Consider the following 21,052-nt stretch of genomic DNA (forward strand, 5'->3'; position numbering starts at 1 on the left):
GTAATGGATAAAACCTACAATCCGCAAGATATTGAACAGTCTCTATATCAAGACTGGGAACAAAAAGGCTACTTTAAGCCATCTGGCAAAGGCGTACCATATTCAATTATGATTCCGCCGCCAAATGTCACTGGTAGCTTACACATGGGCCACGCCTTCCAAGACACAATAATGGATACCCTAACGCGTTTTAAACGTATGCAAGGTAACAACACATTATGGCAAGTAGGTACTGACCACGCAGGTATTGCAACGCAAATGTTGGTTGAGCGTAAGCTTCATGCCGAAGAAGGTAAAACACGCCACGATTTAGGCCGCGAAGATTTTATTAATAAAATCTGGGAATGGAAAAAAGAATCTGGCGGCACTATTACCAAACAGCTTCGTCGCCTTGGTGCATCGGTTGATTGGGATCGTGAACGCTTTACAATGGACGATGGCCTATCTGAAGCCGTTAAAGAAGTGTTTGTACGCCTTCATAAAGAAAACCTAATTTACCGTGGTAAACGCCTAGTAAACTGGGATCCTAAATTACACACTGCTATTTCTGATCTTGAAGTTGAAAACAAAGACAAGCAAGGCCACATGTGGAACTTACGTTACCCACTGGCTGATGGCGTAACAACACAAGACGGAAAAGACTACATAGTAGTAGCTACAACTCGCCCTGAAACCATGCTTGGCGACTCGGGTGTTGCAGTAAATCCAGATGACGAACGCTATACAGATTTAATCGGTAAAGAGATTTTATTACCAATCGTTAATCGTCGTATTAAAATTGTTGCTGACGAACATGCCGATAAAGATAAAGGCACGGGCTGTGTAAAAATAACCCCAGCGCACGACTTTAACGATAACGAAGTGGGCAAGCGTCATCAAATGCCGATGATCAACATTTTCGATAAAGACGCCGCTATTCTTACCCAAGGTGAAACATACTCCTTTGACGGTAAAGAGCTTGAGTTTGATGCGCCAATTCCTGAGCGCCTACACGGGCTTGATCGTTTTGCTGCGCGTAAAGCAATTGTGGCAGAATTTGAAGAGCTAGGCCTACTTGAAAAAATTGAAGACCATGGTTTAACCGTTCCTTACGGCGATCGCTCTGGCGTGGTAATTGAGCCACTACTTACCGACCAATGGTATGTACGTGTTGCACCACTAGCTGAACCTGCAAAAGACGCAGTTAAAAACGGCGACATTCAATTTGTACCTAAGCAATACGAAAACATGTACTTCTCGTGGATGAACGACGTACAAGATTGGTGTATTTCACGCCAGCTTTGGTGGGGTCACCGCATTCCAGCTTGGTACGACAGTGAAGGCAATGTATTTGTTGGTCGCGACGAAGCTGAAGTACGCCGTGAAAACAACATTGCAGACAGCGTAACGCTAAGCCAAGACGAAGACGTGCTTGATACGTGGTTCTCATCAGCGCTTTGGACGTTCTCTACACAAGGTTGGCCAGAAAATACCGATGATTTAAAAACCTTCCACCCGTCTGACGTGTTGGTAACTGGTTTTGATATTATTTTCTTCTGGGTTGCGCGCATGATTATGATGACGCTGCACTTTGTAAAAGACGAAAATGGCAAACCACAAGTTCCGTTTAAAACCGTGTATGTAACTGGCTTAATACGTGACGACAATGGCGATAAAATGTCTAAGTCAAAAGGTAACGTACTTGACCCATTAGACATGATTGACGGCATTGAACTTGAAGACCTAGTACAAAAACGTACTGGCAACATGATGCAGCCAAAACTTGCCGCTAAAATCGAAAAAGATACGCGTAAAGTATTTGCAGGCGGTATTGAAGCACACGGCACCGACGCCCTTCGCTTTACACTTGCTGCAATGGCATCTACTGGTCGTGATATTAACTGGGATATGAACCGCCTTGAAGGTTACCGTAACTTCTGTAACAAATTATGGAACGCGAGCCGTTACGTATTAATGAACACAGAAGAGCAAGACTGTGGTTTTGCAAACGGTGCTCAAACGGAGCTTTCATTAGCTGATCGTTGGATTTTAGGTCAGTATGAAGCTACTGTTAAAACCTATACAGAGCATTTAGATAACTACCGTTTTGACTTAGCTGCTAACACGCTTTACGAATTCACTTGGAATCAATTTTGTGATTGGTATTTAGAGCTAACTAAACCAGTATTGTTTAAAGGCAATGAAGCACAGCAACGTGGTACACGCCATACGTTAATAACGGTACTTGAAAGCTTACTGCGTTTAATGCACCCAATGATGCCATACATCACTGAAACTATTTGGCAGCGTGTTGCACCACTTGCAGGCCTTGAAACAGAAAACACCAGCATTATGGTTCAGCCGTTCCCTGTATATAACGAGGCAAGCGTTGATGCTAAGGCAATGGACGACTTAGAGTGGGTTAAACAATTCATTTTAGCGATTCGTAATATTCGTGGTGAAATGGATATTAGTCCAAGTAAACCACTTAGCGTATTACTTGCTAATGCATCAAGCGACGACGTGCGCCGCATTGAAGAAAACAAATCATTTTTAGCATCACTTGCAAAAATTGAAGAGTTTACAATGCTTGAAAACAAAGACGACGCACCAGCATGTGCGACTTCTTATGTTGGCAACCTTGAGATCATGATCCCAATGGCGGGCTTAATTGATGTGGAAGCCGAGCTTTCGCGTATTAATAAGCAACTCGAAAAAGCAGAAAAAGGCCTAGCACAAGTGCAAAACAAACTCGCTAACGAAAAGTTTGTTAATAACGCTCCTGAAGCGGTACTTGCTAAAGAAAATGCAAAATTGGCTGAGTTTAGCGATGCTAAAACTAAGCTACTTGAGCAAAAAACTAAAATAGAAAGTTTATAAGCTTTCATAAAATGCCTATTAACACTATTTAATAGGCATTAAAAAAGCCGCTCACTTTAATTAAAGTGAGCGGCTTTTTTGTGCCCTGTGATTAACCACAAGACACTCCTACATTAAAATTTGTAGTTATACTGAGCACCAATTAGTACTGCGTGGCCTTTAGATTCGAAGCCCCACTGGCTGCCTGAGTCATCAGCTTCTATAAACGTTTGTGTTTTACCACGGATAATACTTACACCAAGATCAACATTAGAGTTTTGATCGATAGTGTAGTTACCACCAAACGAGAACCAGAAACGGTCTGTATCAGGAATCGAAATTGATAGATGTGTTTGTGATACAGGAGACTCATCAAATGCAACACCGGCACGTAGTAATAAATCTTCGTTTAACTGGTAATCTGCACCGACTGAGTAGCGGAATGAATCGCTAAAACTCTCGTTCTTTTCAAACGCAGTAAACTTGTTACCCGTTGGTGCTGTTACTTGCGCTTCTAAAGACTCAAAGCTACTCCAACCAGTCCATAATACACTGTAGTGCAGCCCTAATTTTTCGTCTAACTGATGCGAACCAGAAAACTCAGCAATAGCTGGTAAAGTGATTTCTACAGAACCAGGAAGCACTGTGCCTTGTGTGCCGCCAGCGGCTGCAGGTAGCCCATTAGAAAAATCACCATCAAACGTGATATCAGTTTCTGTTCTGTAGTTAAAACCAAAACGGCTGTTTTCATCTAATTGATACATTAAACCTACGTTTAAACCAAAACCAGTATCATCACCTTGAAGATTTACTGCATCAGTACCAAAGTCAAAGCCACTTGCATTTGCACCAACTTTACGAATAACTGTTGCATCAGCATAAATAGCATTTAGGCCTACACCAAAGCTAAATTGCTCAGATACTTTATAAGCAACGCTTGCATTAAGATTAACAGTAAATATTTCTGTTTCACCTGCAATTTGCCCTGCTACGTAGTCATTTTTAAACTCAGTAGATAAACCAAAGTTAGAAAAAGCACCAAAACCAACTGATACTTTGTCGTTATAAGGCATAGTAAAGTAAATTGCAGGAACAACGGCGCTAGGAGCAATGCTGTCATCATCTAATGCGCTTGGGTCAATACCGTTATTAGTACTTTCACCTTCAAGACTTACATCAGGAATAACGCCAATAGCAGCAACACTTAGTTGCTTGTCTTTAAATAAAGTCATTAGTGCTGGGTTACGTGCAACAACAGATGCGTCGTCTGCAATAGAAGCTTCACCAGCATATGCACGGCCTAAACCTGATGCATTTTGTTCTGCTAGTTGAAATGCAGCTGCAAAACTGTCTGCAGAAACAAATGCAAGCGAAGCTGCAATAAGAGTTTTAGTAAATTTCATTGTTGTGTCCTTAACCAAACTAACTGTTTGGATAGCTATGTGTGTTGTTATTAGGATTTCAAACCCGGCTACACTACCTGATTTTTTTATAAAAGACTCTATGAATACGTCAAAATACTATGAAAAACATGATTTTTAACGACATTTTAACAACTAATTAAAACTCATCGGACTAGATCTGTGCTATTAGAGCATACACTCTAAATGTAATTGGTTATCATTTAGATTGACTTAAAGTAGTTAGCAATTTACACTCACTACAAAATCACAAAGGAAATAAAACTGTGATCATTTCACTTATTGTAGCTGGGCTTATTTTTTGTGGTGCGAGTGTATTTTGTTTTTATAAAGCAAATTACTGCGCATGTACGCAAGCAGGACAATGCGACAATCCAGTAAATCACTATTGGCTTGGTGCTATGCTAAACGCACTAATTTCGCTCGCATTTTGTTGTTTAGCACTGCATGTAGAGCTAGGCACTATATTGTGGCTAACACTGATGGGAAGTTGTTTTTTAGGGGCATTTATTTCAGCCAAGAAAAGCAATCAACGAAAGTGTACAAACACTACGCAAGCAGATGCTCTTTTAGCAAACGAGACAAATTAATTTTATAGTCTAGTGGTTTAACACTCGCTAAAATTTTAAGTTCTTGGTTACTATCACTTAAATCAATATCTTTAGCAGTTACATGATGCCCATGTTTAGCATTAAAAAATAACTTAATTTTTGGCTTTATCGGATTCAAGTTATTCCCCTCCAATACTAACGCTAGGCGTTCATTAGTCAGCTTCACAATAGTCCCTACGGGATGCACGCCCAAGCACTTTATAAAACGCTGCACTAATTCAGCGTCAAACATTTGCTTGTTAGCCAATAAGTAACGCAGTGCATTAATAGGTTCTTCGCCATCTTGATGAGGCCTGTCTGCTGTCATCGCATCATATACATCTACAATTGCCATTATCCGTGCGGGACGGCTTATTTTTTCTGCAGCAATGCCGCGGGGATAACCTGAACCATCTAATCGTTCATGATGATTGACTATCATATCTAACATAAGTGGCGAAATACTCTTTTCACCTTTGACCAGACCCAGCCCTAAAGCAACATGCTTTTTAATACTCGCCATTTCGTTATTAGTAACTTTGCCTGGTTTTGATAGTATGCCTTGCGGTAGTTTAGATTGCCCTAAATCATGCAGTAGTGCGCCCATAGCAAGCTCCTGCACAAGCGCTTCTTTGTAACCTAGGTATTTAGCAAATACACTCGTAAAAATGGCGCAGTTGATCATATGACGCCAATTATAGCTATGCTTATCTTTAATTCGAGTAAGGATTGTCATCGCATTTGCATTACGAAATACTGAAGCAACGATTTCATTTGCTATTTCATCAAGTACTTTTACGTTAAGAGTTAAACCGGCTATTAAATCGCTATATAAAGATTGTATTTTACGGTTATGTTGGTCGTAGCTTACACTCGCTTTAGCAAATTCTTGCTGTACCGTTATTGCAGATTTGGCCTTAACTGGTTTTTGTTGGCTACTCGATGTTTTAGGTTTATTTTGTGGCTTATATTTGGCGGGGATTGCGACTTCACTCTTAGCGAAATCAATAAGAAGTTCAAGAACCCCTTCTGCAATTAAACGCTTAATTATAGATTTGTCTCTGACTAACCCGCTAGTCTTAATTTTTATACTATTAATCCCTTCATGTTGCTTAGTAACACTGTCGACATACATGCCAGGTATTAGCTCAGGGATAGGTAAAGTTATTAGCATAAAAGCGGCTATTTCTACAATTAATGAATATGTACCTTAAATAGCATTGTTTAATACTTAAAGTCCATTCATTCGTACTTTAGTAGTTATAATTCACTAAAAAGTAGTAATTTATATTATTAAATAATATCTCATTTAATTTTGCGTTATTTTTAATTTAATGGGGAACGCTAAAGGGTTTTGAACTGAGATACTAAAAGTTTATTTTCATTCAAGTTTAAGTGTAATTAATAAGAACACTATTTTTATAAAAATGAAGTTCATCAATGTTATCTAGTATCGTTAACCAATTTTAGATATTGAAAAGAGTTTGATTATGCAAAAGTACTGAAATAATTTAGGGTATAAACATATAAAGCAAATGGCGCTCTCGGTAGGGATCGAACCTACAACTCAGCCTCCGGAGGGCCACGTGATATCCATTTCACCACGAGAGCACATTTGTTGCCGCAGCACTAACTCGCGATATCAATGCTTTGGCGTCTATAATGATAAAGATATCCGTCGTTAATTGCCAGCACCATGCGTTTAGATGCCTATTAATTAAGCGATTTAGAATAAAACACTTCACAATTAGTTAAAAACACGCTTTTTATCAATATTAGATAAAAAAAGTAACTGTTTAGCAACATTTTAACTATTATAGTGACTATGTGATTTGATTTAAAAGAGGAAGTGATTATGAGTTTGATGTCTACTGAGCAAGTTGCTGAGTTTTTAGGTGTAAAAGTAGAGCGTGTTAAACGCCTTACTCGTGAAAGTTTACTAATTGCGAAATCGCAGGATGAAAATGGCGAACCGCAATTTGATGCTGATGAAGTAAAAAAATATAAAGAACTAGCTGCACGTTTTGGTGGTCTTTAAAAACTCATAGATAAAGTGAGTTTATTTAGTTGCGCGCGTAATTCAATTAAGTGATTAGTTATGTCGCGCTGCTCATACCATCCTATACACAATATTAAAAAAAACAGCTTAAAAAAATCAAGCTTATTTACTGATTTAAAAAAGCTTACACCGGCTCTACAGTACTTACTATAATTATCTAATAACTCACCTTCACTTTGCCTATCCAGATTAAAGCTCACGCACAACGCGGCTAAATCAAAATACACATCGTTAGTTTGTGCGTACTCAAAATCAATTAAATACATACCCGAAGCATTTACAATAATGTTGTCTCTTACTAAATCGTTATGACAAAAGCCCGCATTAAATGGCATCGCTGTAACTGCTTTTAGTGCCCGCTCTATTTGTGATTTGTATAACGTATATACATCCGTATTTTGATAAAAGTGCAGCTCTTTGGCTATATCCATTGGTGTAGTCGTTACGCTGTAACTGTGTACTTGGGCTAATTTATTAACTAAGCTGAGCGTTATATCTGACTGTGCGGTTTCACCCTCAATATAATTAAATACCGCACGACTATTCTTTTTATCGAGCCAAATAGGCGCAGGGCATATATCCAAGTCACTTAAAAAGCGCTGCGCTTCAAGGCCGTCACTTGGCCAACGGCTTTTATAACACTTTAACAAATACCCTTGTTGCTCGGTACGTATTAAAAAATTATCGTTGCTAAAGCCATTCAGCAATCGCTCGCTTGAAACAATGCTTTTAGGCTCTATAAACGCACTACACATTTTTACTAACTGATTATGCTCAATCATAAATTAAAGCTGCGCTAAAGACTTAGCTTGGCTTTGTTCGTACTCTTCGTACCAGGTTTTGAAGCCCCACGCTGCCATAATGGTATAAAATATAAAGAGTGCTAGCGTTGGGTAATAGCCTTTTTCGTAGTATAGATACATAGAAGCTGCATCTATTACAATCCAGTACAGCCAGTTTTCGAGGACTTTTTTAGCAACTAAGTAAGTAGTTACTACTGCAAAACATGTTGTAAAGCTATCAAGATAAGCAAAGTCGGCATGAGTATAGTTTTGCATAACGTAACCAATAACTATTGCAGCTACGGTTGTTAAACTGATTAAAACAGCATGACGGTTCATCGACCAAGACGTAATATTTAGATTTTCAGCTTTGCCTTTTCGCCATGCAACCCACCCAAATACAGCCATATACATATAATAAAAATTAAGTAATGACTCCATTAATAATGCACCATTCCAGTACATTATTGTATAAATGAGTGTGCTAAAAAATGCTGCAGGCCAACACCATAAGCTTTCTTTTATTGCCAATAATAAGTACGCCATCGACAACCCCACCGCTATGTATTCCCAATGCGACATCGCTGTAAAACCACTTAAGGTTTGTGTTAAAAAGTCCATACTATGCAATCACCGTTCAGTTGTGCCGATTGTTATACCAATCTGCTTATATACGGGGTCTATTTAACGTTAAGAAAATTACGCTAGAACTAGGCAAAAATTTTTGTATCTAGTTGTTCTAAATAAAAAATTTTTAACGACGTTATAGTGCAATTTAATTCGTTAAATTGATCAAAGATTTATGCAGGTTGGTATTATAGATTATTCAGGCGATAAGTCGCCAGAGAGAAACTTACATACAAAAATAGCTTTACCAAATTCTTCATATGAACGCTTAATTTCGGTATTTAACACTTGCATAACTAAATCGTAATCACCAAAAATTTGCGTTGATAACGTATTAGTAATCACTTTTAAATCTTCGTATTCGTTTAAGCGGTCGATAAAGCCTTTAATAAACGGAATGTAATCTTGGTGAAGTGGATATTTACTGATCTCTACTGATAATTTCATTTTAAACTCTACTTTTTAATTATTTGATTTAAACAAATCATTCAATGCCAGTTCAATACAGTGTAAAATTATACTAACACTCAATTTAACTGAGCTTATTATGGCACGTAGAATAACGTATACGTTTAAAAACCAACCGCGCGAAATTAACTTCGCAAAAGATAAATACCACGACATGTATCAAGCTATTGCTGCCGCCGAAGGTATTGATTTAACAAATTACTTAAGCATGGTACGCCAAATAGAAATGACCTCAAAAGGGTCTGCTTCTGTGCGTAACTTTCGCGACCAAGAATTTGCCCGTATGGGCTTTAGCGACATTTACTTTATAAAAGAGTAAGTATCGCTTATAGCTGTATTAACGCTGATACTCATAACTTACGCGCGGTGTAATATTGCATAATAGCTCGTAAGGAATGGTACCAGCGCACAGTGCTATTTCTTCAACTGGTAGTTCAGGGCCCCACATAGTGACTCTGTCGCCTACTTTAATATTATGCTCATTAGCGCCTATATCAACGCTGATCATGTCCATAGCTACGCTTCCTACAATACCATAACGCTGCTTACCAATTATTACCGGTGTCCCCTCTTTAGCATGCCGAGGATAACCATCGCCATAACCCATAGCTACAACAGCTAACTTGGTTGGTTTATCGCTTTTCCAACGACCACCATACCCAACAGCCTCATTAGCTGGCACATCACGCACTGCAATTACGCGCGTAGTTAAACGCATAACTGGTTTTAATTTGTGTTGTTGCCCAATGCTATTTGCCATTGGCGATACACCATAGAGCATAAGCCCAGGACGTACCCAATCACCATGACCGCTTGGCCAGGCAATAATACCAGCAGAATTTGATAAACAATGCGCTTGCTCAATGCCATTCACTAAATTATCAAACAACGTAATTTGTTGAACCGTCTTAGCATTATCAACGTCATCAGCACACGAAAAGTGGGTCATTAAATTAACCGTATTCTTAGCATTAGATGTTTTTTGCAAGCGGTTATAAAACGCTTCAAACTGCTCTGGCGCAATACCTAATCGATGCATACCTGTATTTACTTTTAACCAGCATGTTATTGGCGCATCGAGCTTTGCTTTTTCAAGCGCAGCTAATTGGTATTCATCATGAATAATAGTTTGAAAGTTATTAGCGAGTAAAATAGGTAAGTCAGCTTTGTTAAAAAAGCCTTCTAATAAAACTATTGGCTTTGTTAAGCCCCCAGCTCGAAGGGCAAGCCCTTCGTCAATACGCGCCACAGCAAATGCGTCAGCATTATTTAAATGCTGCGCAATCGTTACTAATCCATGCCCGTAAGCATTTGCTTTTAGCACCGCCATTACTTTGCTGTTAGGTGCAAATCCCTTAACTTGCGCTAAATTATGTGCAAGTGCAGCTAAATTAATTTCAGCAGTGGCTAAGCGCATTAGTAATCGTCATCTACCGCTGGTCCCGCGTAATTATCAAAGCGAGAAAATTGACCTTGGAATGTTAAACGTACTTTACCAATTGGGCCGTTACGTTGTTTACCTATGATGATTTCGGCAATACCTTTATCGGTACTGTCTTCGTTGTAAACTTCGTCACGGTAAATAAACATGATTAAATCGGCATCCTGCTCTATCGACCCTGACTCACGTAAATCTGAGTTAATTGGGCGCTTATCGGCACGTTGCTCTAGCGTACGGTTTAGCTGCGAAAGCGCAACAACCGGACATTTTAGCTCTTTTGCTAGTGATTTAAGTGAACGCGAAATTTCAGCAATTTCAAGCGTTCGGTTATCAGCAAGGCTAGGTACGCGCATTAGCTGCAAGTAATCGACCATGATCATACTAATGCCGCCGTGGTCACGCGCAATACGACGTGCACGAGAACGAACATCGGTAGGTGTTAAGCCCGAGGCATCATCAACATACATTTTGCCTTTTTCCATCAACAAGCCCATTGTTGATGAAAGTCGCGCCCAATCGTCATCATCTAACTGACCAGTACGTACCTTAGTTTGGTTAATACGGCCAAGAGACGCTAGCATCCTCATCATAATTTGTTCTGAAGGCATCTCTAGCGAGTAAATTAGCACGGGTTTGTCTTGAGTCATTGCGGCATGTTCTGCAAGGTTCATCGCAAAAGTGGTTTTACCCATAGATGGACGCGCTGCAACAATAATTAAGTCAGAAGGTTGCAGGCCTGTCGTCATTTTATCTAGATCGGCATAACCTGTACTTACACCCGTAACACCATCTTGTGGTGATTGATAAAGCTCTTCTATTTTATCAACGGTTTTTTCGAGTATGTTATGAATACTTTGCGGGCCTTCCGTACTTTTTGTACGTTGCTCGGCAATTTTAAATACTTTGCTTTCGGCAAAATCGAGTAGGTCGTGACTAGTACGCCCTTCGGTATTAAAACCCGCTTCGGCTATTTCATTTGCCACGCCAATCATTTCACGTACAACAGCACGCTCACGTACAATGTTTGCGTAGGCATCAATGTTGGCTGCACTTGGGGTATTTTTAGCAATTTCGGCTAAGTAAGCAAAACCACCAATGCCTGCAAGTTTATTATTTTTTTCTAAACTTTCAGAAATAGTGATTAAATCTATCGGATCGCCAATCTCAGCAAGTGCCGTCATCGCCTCAAAAATTAACTTGTGCGTGCGGGTATAAAAATCCTGTGATACAACAAGCTCAGCTACGCGGTCAAAAGCTTGGTTATCAAGCATTAAGCCACCTAAAACAGATTGTTCAGCTTCTATTGAATGGGGAGGAACTTTAAGAGTATCGACTTGCTTATCTGGTTTGGCCATAACTTCACAGTAGTAAAATTGAATGGCTCTATTCTATCGACTTGCAGGGGCTGTGCAAATAGAAAAGCAGGAAATCTTTCCTGCTTTTTGTAATCGTGATGGGGAATGAGTGTTATTTGGTACGCAGCTCTATTCGCCCACTAATTGTATCCATTTCAACATTTGCATTACCGCCATTAATACTAAACTCTAAATCACTGGCTGGGCCATATTTAGCTTTACTGACTTTGTCACTACTGACTTTGTTAATGATTTTACCATTAGCATGGGCTTTAATTTCAAACTTTGCTGATACACTTTGTGGGAAATAAAAGTCGGCATCACCACTTACTGATTCAAAACGTACATCACCGCCTTTTAAAAGCTCGTTAATCTGTACTTCTGCTTCGCCATTGACCGTATTAATACGTAGGTTTTTAATAGCCGATAGCGTAAATTCTATATCGCCATTTACGTTTTCAAGGCGTACATCATTAGCGCTTGAAGTTGATTTAATATCACCATTAACAGCGCTAAAACGCAGCTCACCACTTGATTGCCTATCATTAATTTCACCATTTACGGTTTCAAACTGAATATTACCGTTTAAGTTCTCAGCGTTCACATCACCATTTACAGTGGTGAGCTTAATGTTGCCAGTAATATCATTTACCGTAATTTCACCGTTAACCACATCAACTTCAGCGCCGTTTTTAAGCTCCTTTGCAGTCACCGATACATTAACGCCAGCAAACTCTAAGCTACTGCTTTTAGGCATAAATATAGTTAGGTTTGAGCCGTCACCACTATTACTCCAATTTGATTTACGGGGCATTTTTACAATAAACTGTGTTTTATCGCCACTTGTTTTAAGCTCATAACCTTGTGCTTTATCATCAAGCTCGCCAGATACTTTAAATTCGTTTTTATCCCAGCCTGTAATATGTATATCACCGCGTTGGTTTTTAATAAAAATAGTGCCGCCACTTGGTACGTCTATTTGCTTATCTATTTTTTCACCCGCTAATACTGCCAATGGAAATAAGCTCAGTCCTAATAAAATCGCTTTCATGTCGTACTCCTAAATGTGCTGCCAACGTGGCGCGTGCACCTTGTTAATTAAATCAAGTTGTTGTTGATATATTTGCGCTAACATTGTCAGTAGCGCTTGGTTTTGTGGTTCGTTTTCAAGAGCTTGCTTTATTGCTTGCTCAGCTTCTTCCAGTTCTTGTAGTTGCGTTTGCCAGTTAGTGGTCAATGCTTCTTTATTTTCGTATTCAACTAACAAACTATTTTTTTGAGCCGAAAAGTAATCACTTATAGCCACTACGGGCAGTGGTTCAGGTGCTATAAAAAATATATTTACAGCAGTTAAAGCAGCCACAGTACACGCAGCTATTGCCGTTAGTTTTGGCCAAATAATAGTGCTGTTTGGACTCTGCTTATTATTAACAATTGCTCGCTCAATCCCCGCCCACAGGTCTTTTTGTGGCGTAATTTCTTTATCAAGCGTGTTTAATGACTTGTTTAAGTAGTCGTTAAAGTTTGGTTTACTCATTTTCATACCACTCTTGTAATAACTGCCTAGCACGATGATACTGTGACTTACTTGAACCAACAGCCATACCTAATTGCTCCGCGATTTCCTCGTGCCTGTAACCTTCAATAGCAAATAATACAAATACCATACGTGCGCGCTCAGGAAGCCTTACTATTAACTTATCGAGGCCATTTAAGCCTTTGCAGTCGTTAGCTGATTGCTCATCCATACCGCTGTGTTCAATACTTACTACTTTTTGTAACCAGTTTTTTTGCTTGCGCAGGTAACTTATCGCTACATTACTGGCAACACTGTAAAGCCAAGTAGAAAACTGCGAACGCCCATCAAACAATGCTATTTTATGCCATACCTGTACAAATACCTCTTGGGCGGCGTCTTCGGCATGTGCTTGGTCTGCTAATAAGCGTAAACATAAACCGTATACTCGTTTTATATGTAACTCATAAAGCGTTGTGTATGCGCCTTGATCACCCGATTTAACTCGCTCAATGAGTGCAGCTTCGCACAAAAGCGTTGGTTCGGGTTTAACGTGTAACATCCGTGATGCCGCCTTTTAATTATTATTGTTGAATTGCTATTTAAGTGTATTGATAAGTTAGACGTAATGACAGTTCGAAAAGGTTTAAGGAGAATGAAAAAATAATTGAATAAAAAAGGGGCTTATACGAGGCTTTATACCAATTCGCTTAATTAAGTGATCTATTTTGAGGATGGAAAAACGTGTTAATAGCTAGACAAAAAATTCGCTATTTAGTTGTTCTCGGCAATTGCTCCTGCATTGCTCTACCTTCTGCATCCATGCAGTCGTAAATGAGAATTTTTTAACACAGGTAGCGACACGTTTAGCCCCGCAAAATGATTAAGTATTATTGCGGATTGGTATTATTTAACAGTGCCCTTAACTAATAAAGTTAGCCAAATTATAGGCACAAAAAAGCCGTGCTAATAGCACGGCTTTTGTCGCTTAATTAAAAATTAAGCTTCAGCGATTACGATTACTTTGATAGTAGCCGTTACGTCTGAGTGAACTGAAATTGATACGTCAAATTCACCTGTCTCACGGATAGTACCTAGAGGCAAACGAACTTCTGACTTAGCAACTTCAACACCAACAGCTGAGATAGCGTCAGCGATGTCACGAGTACCGATTGAACCGAATAACTTACCTTCGTCACCAGCTTTAGATACTAATGTAACTTCTGCTAATGCTTCTAGTTTTTCAGCGCGTGCTTGTGCAGCTACTAACTGTTCAGCGATTTTCGCTTCAAGTTCTGCACGACGAGCGTCAAACGTTTCAATGTTAGCTTTAGTCGCAGGAACTGCCTTACCTTGAGGGAAAAGGAAGTTACGTGCGAAACCAGATTTAACTACAACCTGTTCACCTAGGCTACCTAGGTTAGCGATCTTATCTAGTAGAATAACTTGCATGTTTCTACACCTTTTAAAAACTGTTAATCCGCTGCTTACTTATGTAAGTCAGTGTATGGAAGAAGGGCTAAGTAGCGAGCACGCTTAATAGCAGTTGCTAGCTGGCGCTGAAATTTAGCGCTAGTACCTGTGATACGGCTAGGTACGATTTTGCCACTTTCTGTAACATAGTTTCTAAGAGTAGCTAGATCTTTGTAATCGATTTGTTTTACGCCTTCCGCTTTAAAGCGGCAGAACTTACGACGTCTGAAATAACGTGCCATGAGATTAATTCCTCAAATAATTCTTTCGATATGCTGAGCATGCAAAACCAATTGGCTAAGGCCGTTACGACCTTCGTGGCGATTTAAAAAACCACTCACTTGCAATGCCTGCCCAACGTGCAAATGTTGAGTCTGTTGTTGCATTTGCTTTCCACTGGCAACTACCTGAAGCCTCACGTAACTATTACGGTTAAGGTCTGCTTCGGTTTGCATCGATTTATGTTCTACAACAAAAATACAATGCGGGATGCCAGCTGGGCTTTGGCTAAACTTGGGCGTTTTACAAACTACCCCAGATATAACCAGCTGATTCATAAAAGGGCTAACCATTTATATTTACCGCCAGTTAAACGCCATGCTTGGACTCAAAACAATTAAGCAGCTGGTGCTTCTTTCTTCTCTTCTCTTGCAAGAGGAGACGCTTCAGTTTCAGCAGTTTTAGTGCGGATAACTAAGTTACGAAGCACTGCATCGTTGTAGCGGAAAGTAGTTTCTAGCTCGCTGATTACTTCAGTTGGTGCTTCAACGTTCATTAGAACATAGTGAGCTTTATGAAGCTTGTTAATTGGGTAAGCCAATTGACGACGGCCCCAATCTTCAAGACGGTGGATAACACCACCAGCTTCAGTGATAGAACCAGTATAACGTTCGATCATACCAGCAACTTGCTCACTCTGATCTGGGTGAACCATGAATACGATTTCGTAATGACGCATGGATATTCCTTACGGTTAATAGAGCCTTCTACCGTTTCGGCCGGTCGGTTTAAGGCAAGGAATTAATAGTTTAAAAGCCGAAATGAGCGCGCATTTTACGCTTAGTAGGATAATTAAGCAAGCAAGTTTTTAAAGCTTTTATAGATAAGTGTTTATAGGTAAGTATTACGAGCTTTGCTCGTCGCGTCAGCAAGCTGTACGCCTACAGGTAAAGCTAAACTTGGGGTTTAATATTTATTGTAGACGCCGAGCTTGCTCGCGTGAAAAGCGCAGCTTTTAATCAAATCGTTTATTCTAGTTACGCTTACAACCAAAAAATATTACGAGCTTTGCTCGTCGCGTCAGCAAGCTGTACGCCTACAGGTAAAGCTGAACTCGGGGTTTAATATTTATTGTAGACGCCGAGCTTGCTCGCGTGTAAAGCGCAGCTTTTAATCAAATAGTTTATTCTAGTTACGCTTACAACCAAAAAACATTACGAGCTTTGCTCGTCGCGCCAGCAAGCTGTACGCCTACAGGTAAAGCTGAACTCGGGGTTTAATATTTATTGTAGCGCCGAGCTTGCTCGCGTGAAAAGCGCAGCTTTTAATCAAATAGTTTATTCTAGTTACGCTTACAACCAAAAAACATTACGATCTTTGCTCGTCGCGCCAGCAAGCTGTACGCCTACAGGTCAGGGCGGGATCACACTTTGTAAATAAACAAATTTTATGATCTAATACCATAAATTTCATCACCTTAAACTTATTATGTCACTCTTCTCACATTTAGAACTCGTCAAAGATAATCGTTCACATATAAATCAACACCATAACTTAGTTGATGTGCTTTTTCTTATTATTACTGCCGTTACATCAGGGTGTGAAAACTGGCAAGATATTGAAGTCTATGGCGAAAGTAAGCTTAATTGGTTAAGAGGATTTCGTTCTTTCAAAAATGGCATACCCACTCGACATAGTATTGCTCGGATTTTTAGAACCGTTGATACTGACTCATTACTACTCGCGATGTATAGCTGGGTCAATCAAAACCGCGTTAAATCAGCGCATCCTGTCATTGCCTTCGATGGCAAAACTATTCGCGGAGCAAGTAAACACATTGCTGATAAATTACACCTCGTTTCAGCATTTGATTGTGAGGCAGGTCTCACATTATTCCACCAAACAGTTAGCAGTAAGACGAATGAAATACCGGCAGTTCGGGATTTATTGAAAATACTCGATATCAATAACACCGTCATTACACTTGATGCTTTGCACTGCCAAAAAGAAACGCTAAAACAGCTAATTAGCAGACATGCAGATTATCTAGTGCAAGCAAAGGGTAATCAAAAGAAACTTTATAGCGCGATTCAAGATGCATTTACACACCAGTATGAATCTGAAAACTCAGAGATACTTAGTCATGTAACACAAGATGCAGGGCATGGGCGAAAAGAAGTACGCACGATAGATTGTCTTGATGCGCGTTTATTACCGAGTGACATTAAGAGAGCTGGCCATCAGTTAGGACAATCGTTGCGGTGCAGCGAGAGCGAACGAAGGGTAATAGAACGAGTATTGACACACATTACTACCTAACATCGTTGACAGACAATACATTGATAAGTAAAGCAATAAGACAACATTGGCTGATAGAAAATCAGCAACACTGGATACTGGATGTCGTATTTAAAGAAGATGCCTGTCAAATACATGAGCCATTAAGTGCGCAACATATGGCACTATTTAGACGCGTCGTTAGGAACATGATAAAGCAGCATACGAAAAGCAAGGGGTCAATAAGAAGTAAGTGTGTAAGAGCTTGTTATGATGATGCTTTTAGAGAAGAACTTCTTTTTGGTTAACATTTTTAACAAAGTATGCTCGCGCCCTGGCCTACAGGTAAAGCTGAACTCGGGGTTTAATACTTATTATAGACGCCGAGCTTCCTCGCGTGAAAAGCGCAGCTTTTAATTAAATAGTTTATTCTAGTTACGCTTACAACCAAAAAAACATTACGAGCTTTGCTCGTCGCGTCAGCAAGCTGTACGCCTACAGGTAAAGCTAAACTTGGGGTTTAATATTTATTGTAGACGCCGAGCTTGCTCGCGTGAAAAGCGCAGCTTTTAATCAAATCGTTTATTCTAGTTACGCTTACAACCAAAAAACATTACGAGCTTTGCTCGTCGCGTCAGCAAGCTGTACGCCTACAGGTAAAGCTGAACTCGGGGTTTAATATTTATTGTAGACGCCGAGCTTGCTCGCGTGAAAGCGCAGCTTTTAATTAAATCGTTTATTCTAGTTACGCTTATAACCAAAAATTAAGCACTTATGATTCAATCAATATGTTGTTTAAAATATAGCCTTGCCATTTATTTAACAGCAATTTATTCTAGGTTACAGTTGATGTAGTCGCATAAAAGGTGATCAATAAAATATAAACTAAAATCAAAAGGATTTTTAAAATGATATCACTAACATCACTTGATCGCGTTGTTCCTTCCTCATATTTAGCACCAGCTAAAGCCCACGACTTACTCGAAAGCCTATCTTCTGCCACAAATTTAAAAAAGTACTTTAATATTGATGAAGCAAATAGCACTAAGCTTTCTGATATTATTACTTTGGTTAACAGTGCTTATGGAATTATTAAAGACCCCAATATAGATGACCTAGTCGAGGAAATAAAAAAGGTCATTGAAAATATAGTCGTACTTTTTTCAGCTGAACAAATAAAAAAATTAAAAGCTCTGAAATTTATCAAGAAGCCTATAAAGCATTTCAACTTTGGTCTGTTCTTGAAACACCAATTGGTGAACAAACTAACGGATTAAAAAAAGAGTTTGAATTTACTAAAGAGCACAAATCAAAAATTGATCAACTTAGTGTTGGTGTAACAGCTGGCGCCTACGGTGAATTTAGTATCTCTGTTTTAAATGACACAAAGCGCCCAACATTTTTATCCAAAACACTTCCAAATGGGTTTTGCCTCGTCAATCAAGATGTAAAAGCTGCCTATGATATTAATGTATCAGCATCAACCTCTGCTAATATTTTTAAAATAGGTGCCGGTTTAGATAAATCAGGTAGTGTGGAGTTTGATTCGTACTACCAAGTAAATGAAGAAACTACTAGCTATAAAACCCTGTGGAGTATGTTTAAAAAACCAGTTCGCCCTTGGAACTTGAACGATATAAACACTCAATTAATCAAGCGTACTAGTAGTGATGCTAGAGAGGGATATCGTGCATTTTCAATTAAAATGGCATCTTCTCTAATATTATCTGGCGAATTAGAAATTGGAAAATCACTCGCTTCAAAAACAAATCTTAAAGGGCATCTTATTGGAGTAGACGCCTCCGTAGCAGTCTCTCTTTCAAGGCGCCAAGAAATAGCTGGTGACTTGGAACTTGATGTATATCGTAATGATCAACAGCAAATAGAACTATTACTAACTTTAAGAGAAACAGAGCAGACAAAAAACACCTTAAAACTAGCACTTGAAGCAGAAATTGAAGGAATGGATGCACTCGCCAAACAGTACATAGAAATGCTGCTTGGTAAAGGTAATGAACTGGTTAGTAAGCTTGAGGAATGCAGTAACCCTGGCCAAATCTTGGTTGATGACATATTACATACAATTGATGAAGATACATGGTACAAGCCAATAGCCGAAATCACACTAGGACAAAATGAGATCGATGATGTAATTAAAAAGTTACTTGATGATGAGTTAATCGTGCAATTCAATAAGACATTGCTCTCAACAGAAGCGGCCCCAGACGACTTAGCAACATCTATAATTAATAGATTACTGAGTTTATTTGGTGTTGTGCAATCAAATGTTGACCCTATTTTTATGGCTGCTCAGCACAAGTCAGAAAAATATCTGTCTGAAAAAATAAAAATATTACAGCAAAAACTTCGTGAGAAAGCGGATGAGTTTGCTAACGATTTAAAAGAGAAAACAGCTTCCCAACTAAAACCTATCGCTTCGCTCGGCGATGACGTAGCACAGACGATTGCTAATTTTGATCAAAATATAGAAGCTAATTTTAATCGTGTAATAAATCGATACCAGATATTTAAAAAGAACATCACTGAAAAATTAGAAAAAGCAGCCAACATTAAGTTTGGTCTTAATTTAGAATCGATTAAACAACAACGTTTATTCGAACTTCAAAAATTAAAAATAATAATCCTACAACCAGGAAATAAACAAGTACAAACCTTATTCCGCTGTTTAGCGATAGGCGATGGGAAAAAAGCCTCATTACTTATGCAAGCATTAAACAGAGCGGGTGCAATAAACTTAATACCTATCACTACACGGTTTGAAACAGCACTTAATAGTTCAACTCGGCTGGGCCTAAACATTATTGGCTTTGATATAAGTAAAGTACGCGATATTAATCGAGACTTAACGGTTGAAGTTGATGCCAATGGTAACTTATATGTTAAACACGATTACACCATTAAAGGAACTGCATCAGGGCTTTCAGAATCCAGACAAGCAAAATTAGGAATCATCTTTGGTGTTGCGCAATCAGCATTAGATCCCGAGTTTAATGGTGCTATTTCACTTGAGTATACAAATCAAGATAACAAACTGCACAATTTAAGAGAGATTGAAGACTTCTTTGATTCCCTTGATTTATCGACCCACCGTCATGCCGACTCTTTACCAATAAATGTACCCATACTTATTCCCGAGCAAAATATAAAAGTCGCAATTAGTCGTTATCAACATAGTATTGAAAACAGCAACATTTATACTAGTAGCGTCATAGCAATGACGATGCGTTCTGGGCATGAAGTCTATGCACAATTTGAACAACTAAATGGCGATAAGCTATATCATAATGCAGCACGTTATTTAATTTACTTACAAAGTGGTTCGCCTTTTGAAAGGAAAGTTATTTTTAATATACTGCATTTATATGCCCTAAAAGATGAATCATATAATGATCTAAGTATATTGTTTGACCATTTATTAGATGGGGATTCTAGTAGAACCGTTGATTACCGTCGTATTAAAAAAGATTTAAAAAATACAGATAAATGGGATGACTATCTTGCGCTTGTCCCTGATTCTCAAAATGGTGCCAATGCAAATAAGTCATGGAAGGGAGTAGCTAAACGCCTTACAACCATTGGAAAAGCTGCAAGAGCACTAAAGCGTTTTCCAACAACATTAAAAAATGTAAAAAAGCAGTTAAAGCATTTGATGCCAATACAAACCATTTTGAAACGCTAGAAAAACTAAATCAAACCTTATTAAAACTCACTCACGAATTGGAAGAAGACTTAGATTATTGGATTGGGGTTAAAAGCATAACGCAAAACCTGATAGATGATTTATTCTCAAAATTAGGATGGGGTAAAGCAGGAATAAATACGCGTTTACTTATTTTTTGTATTTTACTAGAGGACTCTATCGAACATGAGAGTTCACTATTTTTAACGACCATCACGTTAAGTAATCAGTCCAACAATAGAGAAATCATTAAAATTTGATAATTAACCTGAATTCTGGTTAAGAT

Annotated in this window: 20 protein-coding genes, 1 tRNA gene and 1 pseudogene; 7 read left to right on the forward strand and 15 right to left on the reverse strand. The window is 38.9% G+C overall.

Annotated features, from left to right (window positions below; all coding sequences use genetic code 11):
• The first annotated feature begins 3 nt into the window (after positions 1 to 3).
• Complete coding sequence (locus tag P4S71_RS04675; RefSeq protein ID WP_337150208.1) at positions 4 to 2,859, forward strand: valine--tRNA ligase; 2,856 nt, start codon at positions 4 to 6, stop codon at positions 2,857 to 2,859.
• Between the two features lie 113 nt (positions 2,860 to 2,972).
• On the opposite strand, the gene P4S71_RS04680 is transcribed toward P4S71_RS04675, so the two are convergent.
• On the reverse strand, positions 2,973 to 4,241 hold the full coding sequence (locus tag P4S71_RS04680; RefSeq protein WP_337119352.1) for an outer membrane protein transport protein: 1,269 nt from the start codon (positions 4,239 to 4,241) through the stop codon (positions 2,973 to 2,975).
• Between the two features lie 284 nt (positions 4,242 to 4,525).
• Here P4S71_RS04680 and P4S71_RS04685 point away from each other — a divergent pair, with 284 nt between their 5' ends.
• Positions 4,526 to 4,849 (forward strand): hypothetical protein, encoded by a 324-nt coding sequence (locus tag P4S71_RS04685; protein ID WP_096793665.1) that lies wholly within the window; start codon positions 4,526 to 4,528, stop codon positions 4,847 to 4,849.
• On the opposite strand, the gene P4S71_RS04690 is transcribed toward P4S71_RS04685, so the two are convergent.
• Positions 4,809 to 6,023, reverse strand: coding sequence for an HD-GYP domain-containing protein (locus P4S71_RS04690; RefSeq protein ID WP_007378485.1), 1,215 nt, complete (start codon positions 6,021 to 6,023; stop codon positions 4,809 to 4,811). The genes P4S71_RS04685 and P4S71_RS04690 overlap by 41 nt on opposite strands.
• A gap of 362 nt (positions 6,024 to 6,385) precedes the next feature.
• Positions 6,386 to 6,460: transfer RNA gene (locus P4S71_RS04695), tRNA-Arg, on the reverse strand.
• Between the two features lie 244 nt (positions 6,461 to 6,704).
• Here P4S71_RS04695 and P4S71_RS04700 point away from each other — a divergent pair.
• Positions 6,705 to 6,887: a hypothetical protein gene (locus P4S71_RS04700; RefSeq protein WP_007378484.1), complete on the forward strand. Its 183-nt coding sequence runs from the start codon at positions 6,705 to 6,707 to the stop codon at positions 6,885 to 6,887.
• Here the strand turns inward: P4S71_RS04700 and P4S71_RS04705 are convergent.
• The 3 genes from P4S71_RS04705 to P4S71_RS04715 form a co-directional block, all read right to left on the reverse strand.
• Positions 6,884 to 7,690, reverse strand: coding sequence for a phosphotransferase (locus tag P4S71_RS04705; protein ID WP_096793666.1), 807 nt, complete (start codon positions 7,688 to 7,690; stop codon positions 6,884 to 6,886). The two genes, P4S71_RS04700 and P4S71_RS04705, sit on opposite strands and share 4 nt — an antisense overlap.
• A 3-nt stretch (positions 7,691 to 7,693) precedes the next feature.
• Positions 7,694 to 8,311 (reverse strand): nicotinamide riboside transporter PnuC, encoded by a 618-nt coding sequence (gene pnuC, locus P4S71_RS04710; RefSeq protein WP_337119353.1) that lies wholly within the window; start codon positions 8,309 to 8,311, stop codon positions 7,694 to 7,696.
• A gap of 201 nt (positions 8,312 to 8,512) precedes the next feature.
• The gene (locus P4S71_RS04715) at positions 8,513 to 8,764 is read right to left on the reverse strand and encodes a hypothetical protein (RefSeq protein ID WP_008135690.1); all 252 of its coding nucleotides are present in this window, start codon (positions 8,762 to 8,764) and stop codon (positions 8,513 to 8,515) included.
• A gap of 100 nt (positions 8,765 to 8,864) precedes the next feature.
• Between P4S71_RS04715 and P4S71_RS04720 the strand changes: the two genes are divergently transcribed.
• Complete coding sequence (locus P4S71_RS04720) at positions 8,865 to 9,104, forward strand: DUF2960 domain-containing protein (RefSeq protein ID WP_007378480.1); 240 nt, start codon at positions 8,865 to 8,867, stop codon at positions 9,102 to 9,104.
• A gap of 18 nt (positions 9,105 to 9,122) precedes the next feature.
• Here P4S71_RS04720 and alr read toward each other — a convergent pair whose 3' ends face one another.
• From alr to rpsF, 9 genes are all read right to left on the reverse strand, one after another.
• Positions 9,123 to 10,202, reverse strand: a complete 1,080-nt coding sequence (alr, locus tag P4S71_RS04725; protein WP_337150209.1) for an alanine racemase — start codon at positions 10,200 to 10,202, stop codon at positions 9,123 to 9,125.
• Positions 10,202 to 11,581 carry a replicative DNA helicase gene (gene dnaB, locus P4S71_RS04730; RefSeq protein WP_002963050.1) on the reverse strand — a complete coding sequence of 460 codons (1,380 nt, stop codon included), beginning with the start codon at positions 11,579 to 11,581 and terminating at the stop codon, positions 10,202 to 10,204. Before dnaB ends, alr begins: the two co-directional genes overlap by 1 nt.
• Before the next feature lie 112 nt (positions 11,582 to 11,693).
• Positions 11,694 to 12,632 carry a DUF4097 family beta strand repeat-containing protein gene (locus P4S71_RS04735; RefSeq protein ID WP_337150210.1) on the reverse strand — a complete coding sequence of 313 codons (939 nt, stop codon included), beginning with the start codon at positions 12,630 to 12,632 and terminating at the stop codon, positions 11,694 to 11,696.
• A 9-nt stretch (positions 12,633 to 12,641) separates the two neighbouring features.
• Positions 12,642 to 13,124, reverse strand: a complete 483-nt coding sequence (locus P4S71_RS04740) for a hypothetical protein (protein WP_337150211.1) — start codon at positions 13,122 to 13,124, stop codon at positions 12,642 to 12,644.
• Complete coding sequence (locus P4S71_RS04745; RefSeq protein WP_033038111.1) at positions 13,111 to 13,659, reverse strand: RNA polymerase sigma factor; 549 nt, start codon at positions 13,657 to 13,659, stop codon at positions 13,111 to 13,113. The genes P4S71_RS04740 and P4S71_RS04745 overlap by 14 nt, the downstream gene beginning before the upstream one ends.
• Positions 13,660 to 14,096: 437 nt before the next feature.
• Positions 14,097 to 14,549, reverse strand: a complete 453-nt coding sequence (gene rplI / locus P4S71_RS04750; protein WP_002962755.1) for a 50S ribosomal protein L9 — start codon at positions 14,547 to 14,549, stop codon at positions 14,097 to 14,099.
• Positions 14,550 to 14,584: 35 nt separating this feature from the next.
• Positions 14,585 to 14,812, reverse strand: coding sequence for a 30S ribosomal protein S18 (rpsR, locus tag P4S71_RS04755; RefSeq protein WP_007378475.1), 228 nt, complete (start codon positions 14,810 to 14,812; stop codon positions 14,585 to 14,587).
• Between the two features lie 12 nt (positions 14,813 to 14,824).
• Positions 14,825 to 15,142 (reverse strand): primosomal replication protein N, encoded by a 318-nt coding sequence (gene priB / locus P4S71_RS04760; RefSeq protein ID WP_033015549.1) that lies wholly within the window; start codon positions 15,140 to 15,142, stop codon positions 14,825 to 14,827.
• Positions 15,143 to 15,186: 44 nt separating this feature from the next.
• Entirely contained in the window at positions 15,187 to 15,528 is a 342-nt protein-coding gene (gene rpsF, locus P4S71_RS04765) for a 30S ribosomal protein S6 (RefSeq protein WP_007378473.1), read from the reverse strand.
• Between the two features lie 749 nt (positions 15,529 to 16,277).
• Between rpsF and P4S71_RS04770 the strand changes: the two are divergent.
• The 3 genes and pseudogenes from P4S71_RS04770 (at position 16,278) to P4S71_RS04780 (ending at position 20,766) form a co-directional block, all read left to right on the forward strand.
• Positions 16,278 to 17,374 (forward strand): annotated as a pseudogene (locus tag P4S71_RS04770) (ISAs1 family transposase).
• 600 nt (positions 17,375 to 17,974) lie between these two features.
• Positions 17,975 to 18,343, forward strand: coding sequence for a hypothetical protein (locus P4S71_RS04775; protein WP_337150212.1), 369 nt, complete (start codon positions 17,975 to 17,977; stop codon positions 18,341 to 18,343).
• 257 nt (positions 18,344 to 18,600) lie between these two features.
• Positions 18,601 to 20,766, forward strand: a complete 2,166-nt coding sequence (locus P4S71_RS04780) for a hypothetical protein (protein ID WP_337150213.1) — start codon at positions 18,601 to 18,603, stop codon at positions 20,764 to 20,766.
• The last annotated feature ends 286 nt before the right edge of the window (positions 20,767 to 21,052 follow it).

Origin of the sequence: Pseudoalteromonas sp. B62 (genome assembly GCF_037162565.1) — a bacterium.
GTDB classification, from domain to species: Bacteria; Pseudomonadota; Gammaproteobacteria; order Enterobacterales; family Alteromonadaceae; genus Pseudoalteromonas; species Pseudoalteromonas fuliginea.